Raw genomic sequence first — 14,121 nt, 5'->3', positions numbered from 1 at the left:
TATGCGATAAATGTAATTAAAAAAAATATATAAAAACAAAATAATTTGTCAATTAAAATAAAGTTTAACGAATTTATTTAATTTTTATTTTTTGCGGAATTGGGAGAGCCCTCATTTTTTTATTGGTAATTTTATTAAACTCTATTTCAAGGGACTTATTTAAAAGTCTATTTTAGGTTTTTATCAAAAACATACATTATTTAATCAACTTATTTCTTTTTTGTACTTTTGACTTTGTTGAAACAAATAGTATGAGTGAAAAACGATTATTTCTATTAGATGCCTACGCATTGATATTTCGTGGGTATTATGCCTTTATAAAAAATCCACGTATCAATTCCAAAGGGTTAGATACCTCGGCAGTTATGGGTTTTATGAATTCATTGATGGACGTTATAAAGCGCGAACGCCCCAATTATTTGGCAGTTGCTTTTGATAAGGACGGAAGCCAAGCTCGTTGCGAGATCTTTCCGGAATACAAAGCAAACCGTGATGAAACCCCCGAAGCCATTAAAATTGCAGTGCCTTACATCCAAGAAATTTTAAAAGCAATGCACATTCCCATTATTGAAGTGCCTGGAATTGAAGCCGACGATTTAATAGGAACCTTATCTAAAAAAGCCGAAAAAGAAGGTTTTCAGGTTTTTATGGTAACGCCCGATAAAGACTATGCACAGCTGGTTTCGGACAATATTTTTATGTACCGCCCGGCACGCATGGGCAATGGAATTGAAATTTGGGGCGTGAAGGAAGTTCAAGAGAAGTTTGAAGTGGAACACCCTTTGCAAGTAATCGATTTCTTGGGAATGATGGGCGATGCAGTTGATAATATTCCCGGATTGCCAGGCGTTGGCGAAAAAACAGCTAAGAAATTGTTGGCTGAATTTGGTTCCATTGAAAATTTGTTGGAAAATACCGACAAATTAAAGGGTAAAATGCGCGAAAAGATCGAAGCAAATAAAGAACTCGGCTTGCTTTCGAAGAAGTTAGCCCGTATTTTTTTAGATTGTCCGGTAGAATTTGATGAAACATTTTTTAAGCTAGATAAACCTGACGTAGAGAAAACCGATGCAATTTTTCAAGAACTAGAATTTCGCAGAATGAAAGAACAGTTTGATAAAATTTTTGCAGATGATGCAACAATGGTTCAGCCCACCCCAATTGGCAAGCAACCCGAAAAAACATCCGATCAAATTTCTTTATTTGAAACAGGCGACAGCGAAATTAAAATTGATCAAGAAGGATATTACAAAAATTTAGCAACAACCGATCATCATTACCAAATAATACAAGGTAAATTTGCGTTGCAGCTCTTTACAAAAACCTTGTTGGAACAGACCGAAGTGTGTTTTGATACCGAAACAACAAATTTAGATGCAAATTTAGCCGAATTGGTCGGCATGTCGTTTGCATATACTAAAGGATCGGCTTACTATCTTCCGTTTCCTGAAAATCAAGCCGAAGCACAAGAGTTAATCGAAATACTGCGACCGTTTTTTGAAAACGAACAAATTGTAAAAATTGGTCAAAATTTAAAATACGATATTAAAGTACTTAAAAATTATAATGTTGAAGTAAAAGGATTTTTGTTTGATACCATGATTGCGCATTATTTGATAAATCCAGATATGCGTCATAATATGGATGTTTTGGCCGAAACCTATCTGCAGTATCAACCTAAATCGATCGAAGAATTAATCGGTAAAAAAGGCAAAGGACAGCAATCAATGCGCGATGTGTCTTTAGAAGATATTAAAGAATATGCCGCCGAAGATGCCGATATCACCTATCAATTAAAAGAGGTTTTTGCTCCTAGATTGGATCAATCCAAAACCCGTGAATTGTTTGATAAAATCGAAAGCCCATTGGTATCTGTTTTAGCTGAAATGGAATCCGAAGGTATTCGATTGGATGTGGATTATCTAAAAAAGTTGTCGGTTGATTTATCTGCCGAAGCAGCATCACTTCAAACCAAAATATTTGAAACAGCCGGCGAGGAATTCAATCTGGCATCGCCCAAGCAGTTAGGTGTTGTTTTATTTGAAAAATTAAAGATAAGCAGTGGCAAGATAAAGAAAACCAAAACGGGGCAATATGCCACAGGAGAAGAGGTTTTGAGTGAATTAGCAAAAGACAATGAAGTGGTTCGGGATATTTTAGAATGGCGACAAATTGTTAAATTACAAAACACATATGTTGATGCCTTGCCCCATCAGATCAATCCAAAAACAGGTCGTGTGCATACCGATTATATGCAGGCAGTTGCAGCTACTGGGCGTTTAAGTTCCAACAATCCCAATTTGCAAAATATACCCATTCGCACCCAGCGCGGGCAAAATGTTCGCAAGGCATTTGTAGCACGAGATGAAAATCACGTGTTGGTATCTGCCGATTATTCGCAAATTGAATTGCGCATCATTGCTGCTTTGAGCGAAGAACCAAACATGATTGAATCGTTTAAAAAGCAAGAAGATATTCATAAGGCAACCGCTGCAAAAGTTTTTAATGTAGCTTTAGATGAGGTTACACGTGAGCAACGAAGCAATGCCAAAACGGTGAACTTTGGAATTATCTACGGTGTTTCGGCTTTTGGACTAAGTCAGCAAACCAGTTTAAGTCGTGCCGAAAGTAAAGAGTTGATAGATGCTTATTACCAAACTTATCCCAAATTGCGCGATTATATTGATAATCAAATCGCTTTTGCAAGAGAAAATGGTTATGTACAAACGGTTTTAGGTCGTCGCAGGTATTTAAAAGACATCAATTCGCAAAATGCAGTGGTTCGTGGAGGGGCAGAACGCAATGCGGTAAATGCGCCCATTCAAGGATCGGCAGCCGATATCATTAAAATTGCTATGATCAACATTCATAACCGATTGCTAAAAGAAAATCTGCAAACCAAAATGTTGTTGCAAGTACACGATGAGTTGGTTTTCGATGTTCCTAAAACCGAATTAGAGACAATAAAACCAATAATTAAAGAAGAAATGGAAAATGCTTTTCAGTTAGTTGTTCCATTGGAAGTGGAAATAGGTGAAGGAACCAATTGGTTGGATGCGCATTAATATGCTATTTTTCTTATAAATCAAAAATATTTTTGTTAAATAGTGTTAATATAACTATGTTTGATAAAAATTAGAAAAATATTATGAATTATTACTTAAAAGTATTACAGAATTACGCCGTGTTTAACGGTAGAGCAAGAAGAAAAGAATATTGGATGTTTTTTTTATTTAATGTTATTTTTGCATTTGCATTTGGTTTTATTTGTGGATTATTAGATGTTCCTAATTTGGCAAATATTTATACATTAGCAGTTTTGCTTCCTGGTATTGCCGTAGGAGTGAGAAGAATGCACGATGTGGGTAAAAGTGGTTGGTTTCTTTTAATACCAATTTATAGCTTGATCTTAGCATGTACAGAAGGAGATAAAGGACCAAACGAATACGGTGAAGATCCAAAAGCAAATATGTAATACAAAGTTTACATGGAAAAGGGCAGTTCAATTATTGAACTGCTTTTTTTTATGTCTAATTATTGATTTTTATCGCTCTTGAAACCTGATAGGAGTAGTGACAACCTTTGAGTTTCGTTTTCACAAGTAGTAGGTGACATTAATGTAGTTTATTATTTTTTGATATTGAATGCTTTAGTTAATGGGATGATAGTTACATTTTATTTTAGGAGAATTTAGTGTGGAGCTAAATTATCTTTTATAATTTAAATTTAATATGGCGTGGGTTGTTGTTCTAAAAAAAAGAGAAGCCGTTCATTTCCAACGGCTTCTCTACATGTATTATTAAGTTAAACTATTTTTTTACAATTTTAATAAATTGGCTGTTTTCCTTAGTTTTAACATTCAACATATAAGTTCCTGAACTTAATCTGCTAAAATCTAATTGAACCGTTTCTTTATCAAAACTATTTTTCATTACCAATCGTCCATTCAAATCAAATACTTCCACATTGGTGATTACTTCACTGTAAGTGATGGTTAATTGATCGTTTACTGGGTTTGGATAGTAATTTAATTTACTTAAATCAAAATCGTTTACTCCTAATAAAATACGAACTTCTATAGGGGTTGGTAAACTTGGACATCCGTTCGAACCGATAATTACTGCGTAATAAGTTGTTTGATCAACCAATGGCATATTTTGGTTCAATGGATTCAATCCTTTCATAGCATCATCGTAGGTTGCATACCAAACCACATTTGGTTGGGTCATGATCAAACTGCTTATTTGTGCATTGTCTGTATCGTTAAATGTTTGAGGCGATGCACCTGTTGGGCTGTTTGGTCTGCTATTGATGGTGATTTGAACTTGTGTACGTGCTGACTCACATCCGTTTTCAACGCGTGTCACAAAGTAATACCCCGATTGTAAAACATCTGTTGATGGTAAAACTACTGTTGAAGTACTGTTTACATACCATCTGTATGATACTCCTGATGGTGTTGGTAAGGTGATACTTCCTACTGTAGAGCCCGCACATAATGTTATTGGAGCTACTGCCGGAGCAGCTGTGCTTATTAAACGAACTGCTACTGGCACTTTTACCGATACGCAGTTGCCTACTCTTTGAGAAACATAGTAAGTTCCATTTGTTAATGGCGTGTTGGCTGCCAATGGTGTTACCGCTGTTGCATTACTATACCACTCTGCTGTTGCGTTTGGTAAAATTTGTGCATTTAATTGCGCCACTGTACCTGCTCCACAAATATTCTGGATTGTTGCAGTTGGTGCCGGAACACTACCTTGGGCAGTTGCAATAACCTGAACACGTAATGATTCACATCCGTTTACTTTCTGAGAAACATAATAAGTTCCGTTTACTATTTGTCCATTGTTTGGTATTGGTGTTGTAGAAGTAGCTGATGGATACCATACTAATTCCGCACCCGGTATCTGATTTAAATTAACGTTACCGTAATTTAACGTACCACATATTGAAATGGTTTGTGGTGTTAATGATGCTGGTGCTGCGTTAATATCAACCAATACAGCTATTCTACCTGACTCACATGCTCCTAACGTTTGCGAAGCATAATAAGTGGTGTTATCAACCAACGGAGTGGTAGATGCCAATGGAGTAGTAGATGTTGCTGAACTATACCATCTGATTTGTGATCCGCTTACACCTGAAGCCATTAAGGCTGATACTGTTCCTCCGCCACAAACTACTTGTGTGAATTGCGCAGTTGGCAGTGCCAATGGTGTTACCGTTGCTGTAAATGGCACACGTACCGATTTACAATTACCTTGGGTTGCTTCTACATAGTACGTACCTGTTTGGGTAATGTTGGTGATAGGTGTTGTTGCTGTTGCTGAACTATAAAATTCAAAAGTTGCATTTGTACCACCTGTTACAACTACATTACTTACCGGTGTTGCCTGACAAAAAGTTTGGCTTTGTACCACTGGTGTTACCACGTCTGCTACGTTGATGGTAACTGCTTTTGTGGTTTCACAACCCGATGGTGCTGTTAACAATGCATTATACACTTGATTCATGGCTACACCCGATGTGGTGTAAACCGTTAAAGCATTTGTACCTGCTGTGTAGGGAACAGTTGCTGCCGCATCCACATATAAATTGTTTATTGGCGACCACGTTACGCTTGATTGTTCTAAACCAAATTGAACATCTAAACGATCGGTTGTACGTGTTCCTGCAGTAGGGTTTGGATCAGTAGCACTTGTTGCATACATACCTACGTTAGAACCTGGTACTGAAGTAAAATAGGTTTGGGCATTATTGCCTGAACCCATACCTTCTTGGGTGATTTCTACCAATATGTTTGATTGTCCATCCCAATAGAAAGGACTGTCAAACTGTATGGTTTGCATACCTTGGAAGGTGTGTGTGTGATTCACTTCCGAATATACGGTTGATAAATTACCCGTAGCAAAGTTTGTTGTACCAAACGTAGCGTTTGGTGTCAACATCATTTTCACCGTGTACATTGGGTTGCTTAAACTTGCTCCTGAATTAATAGTTTCAAATGACAAGCTGTTAATGTATCCTGATGTATTTACACCTTGTGCAATCAATTCTGCAGCTGTATAAATATATTGTTGTTTAGAGTACATTGCACTTTGTACAAATGCAGATATTTCGCTTGTTGCAGCTGTGGTAGTTAATTTACTACCTATTGATGCCATAGCAGGTATGCTTTCTAAAGCTTCTAACTCTTGAATTTCGTTTTTACAAATGTCGTAAGAACTAGCCAATGTGGTTAATGCTTCCGGTTTTTTACCTGCATATACGCGAACTGTTTTAATGTGTTCACAAATACCGTTTGATTGTGTAGCAGATAATACATATTCTTGTTCTACGTTGGTAGCGAAAGTCCAACCATTTACTGCGTCACCGCTTACTCCTGCACTTGGTGTCCATACAAATGTATCGTAGTTACCCAAGTTGGTGGTAATGGTTACAGGATCTGATACTCCGCCCTCACATGAGGTGATGCTCGCTGTGGAAAGTTCAAATGCCGGTTTTAAGGAAACCGTTACCGGAATTTCTATCGCTGGTGATATACAACCAATATTTGCTAAAAATACAGTATTTGGACGGTATGTTGATGTTGTTCCATATAAATAGGGTGCACCACCCGTACTAGGTGAATTAGCTGCCAAAATACCGCTTATACCATGCCCGTTACCATAAAGTACTGATGTACGGCTTTCTGGTGTGGAGTGACCTCTCAACTGTCCATAAGGGCTTGATGAAGCACCATTGTCCGAAGTAACCTGTACCACAATATTACTTACCCCATCCCAATTGTAAGGTGTTGTAAAGGTAAATGTCATAATACCTGTGTTTAAAGGCTGTGCTGCATTGATATAAACTTGTGTTAAGTTACTATTTGGAATTAAATTTGTGGTAGAGACACTATTTGGAGTAGTTCCCAATGCGATACCAAAATTTGACCTAGGGTTATAGTTTCCGGTTGATACTACATCAAACTGAAGAGCAGTTATAGGTCCGGCTACCAATCCTTTATCAGTTAACTCTTTAGCAGTATAAATGTACTGGTGTTTATATCCTTCATATAAACTATATAAGAATTCCCATGAGCCAGAAGACGTATAAGTACCTGTACCTATTTGGACTGAGCTATTAGGAGTGACTTGTTGACTACGTAGCCAGAAACTTCTGTTTTGCGTAACATCGTCTTCCGAAACAAAGTTAGATCCCACAAATAATGGTTCTACATCTGTTGCGCTGTCAAACCATGCTGCTTCAAAAGTAGTATCTACTAAAGTGGCGTCTAACACCGCTTTTTGTGGTCCACACAATGCCAACGATGGCGTGTATGTTACAAAATCCGAGTAGTTACACAAAGTAGTTACCGATGGTCCTTTTGCCCAATCACTTTGATCTGTTGCCGAACATACCGCACGTACATAAACTGTATAATCTGTTGATGGGGCTAATCCAGGTACAGTAATATTGGTTACACCAACAGCTGTTACTGTGCTATAAATTGCTCCTGGTGTTCCTGGATTGCCACTTGTGCGTACTTCCACTTCATAAGCCATTTGGTTCAGGTTGTATATATCCTGCCAAGAAACATCAAATGAGTTTTTGCTTACATTCGAGATTGCAATTGTACTTTCTTCAATTGGTCTACAGCTTGGTGCATCTTCGTAATAGATATCATCTATAAAGATATATTTACTCATACTTTCATTATCAAAAGAAAATGCAAAATAATCATCGGTAGTACTAATTGGTAAATAAACAATATACTCTTGATAAGCTGTTGATGAAACATTAACGGTTTTAATCAATGTTTTTGTAGCACTTGCTGTGTTTCCATTCATACTATAGATGCTCAATTTTTCACCGTAGTTACCTGTAAAGTATAAGCGAGCTGAGAAGCGTAAGCGTTTGGTTCCGTTACCTAAATTATCGGTTTCTGGTGAAACTAGGGTAACTTCACCATCATAAGATGAACCTTGATAGGTATAGAAATGTTTTGATCCAGTTTTTGGACCCGTTGTACCAGTATAACCATAAGGATAGGTACTATTAGACCCCGTTCTTAAATAGGTCCAACAGTTCGGTACCGTGTTATTTGAAGAGCCACCTATATCCGCATTTTCAAAACCTTCAAAGAATGAACCCATAATCACGCCACACAAAGTATTGAATTTAACAGGGAATAAAGTCCAAAGTCCATCTGTAGTTCCACATTTACTGCGTATATATACCGTATAACTTGTAGAATGATTTAAACCAGAAATATTAACAGAAGTTGCTGGAGCATTTACGATGCCTGTTTGAACCAAACCGGTAGCGCCTGAACCAGCAGCACCTGATGTGCGAATTTCATATTCATATCCAGTCACTCCTGCTGCCAATGATGCATTCCATGAAATAGTAGCAGATGTTTGGGCAATATTTGCCACTTGGATGTTTGTAGGAAATATACATGGAGACAAATCTTCATAATACACATCATCTACATATACATACGCAGTACCGTTTTGACTGTCAAATGAAAAAGCAAAATAATCATCGGTACCGGCGGGAAGCGGTATAATAAACTCTTGCCAAGTAGTTGTTAACGGGAAGTTATTCTCTAACAAAGTTAAGGTTCCCGTAGCAGTAGGATTATTCATTGTGTATAATCCAAGTTTCTGGGTACTTTGATAAGAAGTAGAGGATACTCTAGCCCAAAAGCGAACTTGTTTTGTACCATTGCCTAAATTGTTCGTTTCAGGAGAAATTAATAGCATTTCATTACTTGTGCTAGGGCGGTAAGTGTAAAAACCTTTACCTGTTCTACCGGCTGATGTTGTGGTATAACCGTAACCCGAAGAAGCCTTATTTAGGTATGTCCAACAATTTGGAATGGTAGGATTTGTGCTACCACCTGTATCAACACCATCAAAATTTTCATAGAAATTAGCTGTATAAACTGGACACAATGTGGTGAATTTAACAGGGAAAGTGGTCCATACTCCTTTATTTGCACCGCAAACTGCTCTTACATATACGTAATAGGTAGTTGCGCCTGATAAGGCATTTGTAGTGGCTGTGGTTGAAGGAGCTGTAGTACTGCCGCTAGCAACAGCACCTGCTGTTCCTGGTGTACCAGATGTACGTACTTCCCATTCATAACCGGTAACTCCCGGAGCCAAAGATGGATTCCAAGTAAAAGTTGCACCTGTGATTGTAATGTTATTCGCTGCTAAATTGACAGGGAAAATACAAGGTGATAAATCTTCATAATACACATCGTCAAGATATACATATGCGGTTCCATTTTGGTTATCAAACGAAAAAGCAAAATAATCGTCTGTAGTTACAGGTAATGGAACGATAAATTCTTGCCAAGTGGTTGTTAAAGGAATGTTGTTTTCCACTAATGATAAAACTCCTGTAGATGTAGGGTCACTCATCGTGTAAACACCTAATTTTTGTGTAGTTTCGTAAGTTGTCGATGATACACGCGCCCAGAAACGTACTTGTTTCGTTCCGTTTCCTAGATTGTTTGTTTGAGGTGAAATCAACAACATCTCGCCCGTTGTATTAGGTCTATATGTATAAAAACCTTTTCCAGATCTTGCAGCAGTAGTTGTGGTATAACCATAACCCGACGATGCTTTGTTAAGATAAGTCCAACATTCTGGTACAGTTGGGTTAGAAAAGCTACCTGTTGCTACAGCGTCAAAACTTTCGTAAAAATTAACTGCTGCTAAAGGCTGCCCAACGGTTACAATGTTAGATGTACTAACACCATTACTATTTGTACAAGTAACAACACAGCGGTAATCTGTATCAGCTGTTTGGTTGGTTACTGTATGTGTGTTACCTGTTGCGTTTGGTATTGGCGACCAAGTACCTAATCCAGCAGGAGAACTTTCCCATTGTAAAGAAATTCCACCTCCTAAAGTATAACTGTTAAGTGTTAAAGTAAAAGGTTGACTTGCACAAGCTCTTGAGCTAGCAGTTGCAGTACCTCCATTTGGTGTTCCGGTACAAGGGATGGTTGATGTAATAATAACAGTACCGTTTCCTGAAGTATCTGGATTTGCAATAAAACCAGATTGCGTGTGATCTCTAGTGATACCACTAGTTACCCCCGCTCCATTAATATAGCCTGATCCGCCACCGCCACCATTACTAGTGTTGCCTGCGACACTTCCGCCACCAGCTCCACCGCCGTACCAGCCACCGCCACCAGCTCCTGCCATATCCAGCGATTGTCCACCCTGCCCGGCTGTACCTGGAGAACCAGAAGTTCCAGCTCCTGCGGCGCCACCTGCAGTTTGGGTTCCGCCTTGTCCTGGATTCGACCCATTACTGTTAACTCCAGTGAGACCGCCACCGCCGCCAACACCAGTACCAGAATTTGAACCACCTCCAGCACCTCCAGCAACTACTATAATGTTGCTACGTACTGCAGCGTCTGTTAATAAACCACTTGAACGGGAAACATGTGTAGCACCACCTCCAGATCCACGAGTTGCACCTCCTGGGTTTGGTCTAGCACCACCACCGTTGTAACCTCCGTTTATATCAGCAGGAAGTCCACCTGTAGCACCGGCTCCACCCACTACAATGTATAGTGTCCCACCTGTGTGCGTATAAGAAACTTTTGAATATCCTCCTATACCACCTTGTGAACCTCCTCCATTAGCCCCCCATACTTCAATATCGTATGTACCCGCCGCTAGCGTAACGCTCTGAACATTTCCTGTATAAGAAAAAGTTTGAGCTATCATTTGGAAACTTGGAAAAAGTAAGCCTAAAATGAATAATATCAAGGTTTTAGTGGTTAACCACCGTATCTTAAACCTAGATAATTGTGTAATTTTTTTCATAAAATACAATATTTAGAATTTGTTGTTTGAACGATAAATTTAAGAGTTTATTTTTAGTTATTTAATTTTTTACATACTATTTTTTAATTTTTAACATTAAAACATGTTTTTTTTATTAAATTAAAAGCAATTATTGCGTTTTCTGTGTGCGGTTAATCTATGGTGTTTGTAAAAGGATTATAGAGTAGGGTAAATAAAATAAAAACAAACAAATTTGTATAGTAAAATAAATTGTTTAATTTTGCACTCCCTTTATTGGGAATGGAATGTTTAATTAAAAATAATTTATTGTGGAAAGTTTAAGCTACAAGACAGTATCAGCAAACAAAGCAACTGTTCAAAAAGAATGGGTTGTTGTAGACGCTGAAGGTCATAACTTAGGACGCCTTGCTTCAAAAGTTGCAATGATTTTGAGAGGTAAGTACAAACCAAGTTATACACCTCACGTAGATTGTGGTGATAACGTAATTGTTATCAACGCAGAGAAGATCAACTTAACAGGTAACAAATTGAATGACAAAACGTACATTCGTCACACAGGTTACCCAGGTGGTCAAAGAGAATTAACAGCAAAAGTAATGCAACAAAAAAATCCTGCATTATTAGTAGAAAAAGCTGTAAAAGGAATGTTGCCTAAAAATAAATTAGGTGCACAATTATTCCGTAATTTAAATGTAAATGTTGGTTCAGCTCACAAACACGAGGCTCAGAAACCAAAAACCGTTAATTTAAACGAAATTAAGTAATGGCAGTTATTCACAAAATCGGTAGAAGAAAAACCGCAGTAGCTCGTGTTTATGTTACAGAAGGTTCTGGTAACATCACAGTGAACAAAAAAGATTTCGCAACTTACTTCCCAACGGCAACTTTACAATACAAAGTAATGCAACCACTTTCTATGACAGAAAATGCAGAAAACTTTGATGTGAAAGTAAACGTGTACGGTGGTGGAACAACAGGGCAGGCAGAAGCTGTACGTATGGCTATTGCACGTGCAATGTGTGAAGTTGACGCAGAAAACAGAGCAATATTAAAACCAGAAGGTCTATTAACGCGTGACCCACGTATGGTGGAGCGTAAGAAATTCGGTCAGAAGAAAGCTCGTAAGAGATTCCAATTCTCTAAACGTTAATATTTTATATTATTATTTAATAAAAAATCTAAGTTTTTGTTGTCGCTGGCTGAGGTCAGAGGTAGTTTAGCATCTAAATGAAGCCTCATAGCAAAGGCATAACGCTTACCGCTTGATGGAACATTGCTAATCACAAGAACGTAAACTATTACAAAAATGGCAAACAAAGTAGAAGTTAAAGAATTACTAGAAGCAGGTGTTCACTTTGGACACATGACTAGAAAGTGGGATCCAAACATGGCTCCTTATATCTATATGGAGCGTAATGGAATCCACATTATTAATCTATATAAAACAGCAGCTAAAATCGAAGAAGCAAACGAAGCTTTAAAGAAAATAGCAGCATCAGGTCGTAAAGTATTATTCGTAGCGACCAAAAAACAAGCAAAAGATATCGTTGCTGAAAAAGCAGCAGCAGCAAACATGCCATACATCACTGAGCGTTGGCCAGGTGGTATGTTGACTAATTTCGTTACAATCCGTAAAGCTGTTAAAAAGATGGCTTCTATCGATCGTATGAAAAAAGACGGTACATTTATGACTCTTTCTAAAAAAGAGCGTTTACAAGTTGACCGTTTACGTGCAAAATTAGAAAAGAACTTAGGTTCTATTGCTGATATGACACGTTTACCGGCTGCATTATTTGTAGTTGATATCAAAGCTGAACACATCGCAGTAAAAGAAGCTCAAAAATTAAACATTCCAGTTTTTGCAATGGTTGATACAAACTCTGACCCACGCGAGGTTGATTATGTAATTCCAGCAAATGACGATGCTTCTAAATCAATCGATAAAGTATTATCTTTAGTAACTGGCGCTATCATCGAAGGAAATTCTGAAAGAAAATCTGAAAAAGAAGAAGCTGCTAAAACTGAAGCACAAACTACTGCACAAGAGTAATCTTAACAGTATCTTAAAGTCGTTATGCTGATGGTTTCCTATTTTTGGGTCTGTCAAATAACGACTTTTTCTATTTAATCAAATAATTAATTTAATTCTCAATAAAATGGCAAATATTACTGCTGCAGACGTAAATAAATTAAGACAAACTACAGGTGCCGGAATGATGGACTGTAAAAAAGCTTTGGTAGAAGCTGAAGGCGATTTTGACAAAGCAATCCAAATTTTGCGTGAAAAAGGGCAAAAAGTTGCTGCAAACCGTTCAGACCGTGAATCTACCGAAGGTGCTGCTGTATCTTTTATCAATGCAGACCAAACAAAAGGTGCAATTATCACTTTGAACTGTGAAACAGATTTCGTTGGTAAAAATGAATCATTCGTTGCATTGGCAAACGAATTGGTAGAAAAAGCAATCAACTTCTCTTCTAAAGAAGAATTTTTGGCTTCTCCATACAATGAATCAATGACTGTTGCTGAAAAATTAATTGAGCAAACAGGTGTGATTGGTGAAAAAATCGAAATCGGTGGTTTCGAAATTTTAGAAGGTGCTTTTGTGGGAACGTATGTTCATGGTAACAAAATCGCTGCTTTAACTGCTTTATCTTCTAAAATTGACAACGCAGAAGCATTGGCAAAAGACGTTTCTATGCAAGTTGCTTCTATGGGTGCAGAAACATTATCTTACAAAGATTTTGATCCAACATTTGTTGCAAACGAAACAGCTGCGCGCATTGCAGTAATCGAAAAAGACAATGAAGAATTGGCTCGTTTAGGTAAAACTTTGAAAAATGTGCCTAAATACATTTCGTATGCACAAATTACAGATGCAGTTTTGGCACAAGCTGAAGAGGATGCAAAAGCAGAATTGAAAGCAGAAGGTAAACCAGAGCAAATTTGGGATAAAATTTTACCAGGTAAAATTGCTCGTTTTATTTCTGATAACACTACTTTAGATCAAGAAAAAGCGTTATTAGACCAAAACTTTATTAAAGACGATTCTAAAAAAGTAGGTGATTATGTAAAAGGATACAACGTAGAAATCGCAGGTTTCAAACGTGTTTCTTTAGGATAATTCGTCATTTTTAATAATACCAAAAACCCCAAATTCAATTGAATTTGGGGTTTTGTTTTATTTTTTATTTTTTCTAATCAAATATTGGAATAATAGGTATACTAAATAAATACCCCCCACTAAGATAATTAATAGAAAAATTTGCCATAAAGAAATAAAATTATCCATAATTT

At 37.4% G+C, this 14,121-nt stretch carries 7 protein-coding genes; 6 read left to right on the top strand and 1 reads right to left on the bottom strand.

Annotated features, from left to right (window positions below; translation table 11 throughout):
• The first annotated feature begins 251 nt into the window (after nucleotides 1-251).
• Complete coding sequence (gene polA, locus MG290_RS11400) at nucleotides 252-3,065, top strand: DNA polymerase I (protein WP_264561411.1); 2,814 nt, start codon at nucleotides 252-254, stop codon at nucleotides 3,063-3,065.
• 83 nt (nucleotides 3,066-3,148) lie between these two features.
• Nucleotides 3,149-3,475 (top strand): DUF805 domain-containing protein, encoded by a 327-nt coding sequence (locus MG290_RS11395; RefSeq protein ID WP_264561410.1) that lies wholly within the window; start codon nucleotides 3,149-3,151, stop codon nucleotides 3,473-3,475.
• 334 nt (nucleotides 3,476-3,809) lie between these two features.
• On the opposite strand, the gene MG290_RS11390 is transcribed toward MG290_RS11395, so the two are convergent.
• Nucleotides 3,810-10,844: an Ig-like domain-containing protein gene (locus MG290_RS11390; protein WP_272585502.1), complete on the bottom strand. Its 7,035-nt coding sequence runs from the start codon at nucleotides 10,842-10,844 to the stop codon at nucleotides 3,810-3,812.
• A gap of 290 nt (nucleotides 10,845-11,134) precedes the next feature.
• Here MG290_RS11390 and rplM point away from each other — a divergent pair, with 290 nt between their 5' ends.
• The 4 genes from rplM to tsf all read left to right on the top strand — a co-directional run bounded on the left by rplM (nucleotide 11,135) and on the right by tsf (nucleotide 13,948).
• Nucleotides 11,135-11,590, top strand: a complete 456-nt coding sequence (gene rplM, locus MG290_RS11385; protein ID WP_257499901.1) for a 50S ribosomal protein L13 — start codon at nucleotides 11,135-11,137, stop codon at nucleotides 11,588-11,590.
• Nucleotides 11,590-11,976 carry a 30S ribosomal protein S9 gene (gene rpsI / locus MG290_RS11380; RefSeq protein ID WP_257499900.1) on the top strand — a complete coding sequence of 129 codons (387 nt, stop codon included), beginning with the start codon at nucleotides 11,590-11,592 and terminating at the stop codon, nucleotides 11,974-11,976. Before rplM ends, rpsI begins: the two co-directional genes overlap by 1 nt.
• Nucleotides 11,977-12,132: 156 nt before the next feature.
• Nucleotides 12,133-12,876: a 30S ribosomal protein S2 gene (rpsB, locus tag MG290_RS11375; RefSeq protein ID WP_264561408.1), complete on the top strand. Its 744-nt coding sequence runs from the start codon at nucleotides 12,133-12,135 to the stop codon at nucleotides 12,874-12,876.
• 106 nt (nucleotides 12,877-12,982) lie between these two features.
• Complete coding sequence (gene tsf, locus MG290_RS11370) at nucleotides 12,983-13,948, top strand: translation elongation factor Ts (RefSeq protein ID WP_264561407.1); 966 nt, start codon at nucleotides 12,983-12,985, stop codon at nucleotides 13,946-13,948.
• Nucleotides 13,949-14,121: the final 173 nt, after the last annotated feature.

The sequence above is a fragment of the Flavobacterium sp. CBA20B-1 genome (genome assembly GCF_028473145.1).
Lineage (GTDB): Bacteria > Bacteroidota > Bacteroidia > Flavobacteriales > Flavobacteriaceae > Flavobacterium.
Note: the sequence above shows the minus strand (reverse complement) of the source record. Positions and strands in the feature narration are given on the sequence as shown.

Coding starts and splice junctions, on each gene's coding strand:
- polA (WP_264561411.1), top strand. CDS start 252: ATGAGTGAAAAACGATTATTTCTATTAGATGCCTACGCATTGATATTT.
- MG290_RS11395 (WP_264561410.1), top strand. CDS start 3,149: ATGAATTATTACTTAAAAGTATTACAGAATTACGCCGTGTTTAACGGT.
- MG290_RS11390 (WP_272585502.1), bottom strand. CDS start 10,844: ATGAAAAAAATTACACAATTATCTAGGTTTAAGATACGGTGGTTAACC.
- rpsI (WP_257499900.1), top strand. CDS start 11,590: ATGGCAGTTATTCACAAAATCGGTAGAAGAAAAACCGCAGTAGCTCGT.
- rpsB (WP_264561408.1), top strand. CDS start 12,133: ATGGCAAACAAAGTAGAAGTTAAAGAATTACTAGAAGCAGGTGTTCAC.
- tsf (WP_264561407.1), top strand. CDS start 12,983: ATGGCAAATATTACTGCTGCAGACGTAAATAAATTAAGACAAACTACA.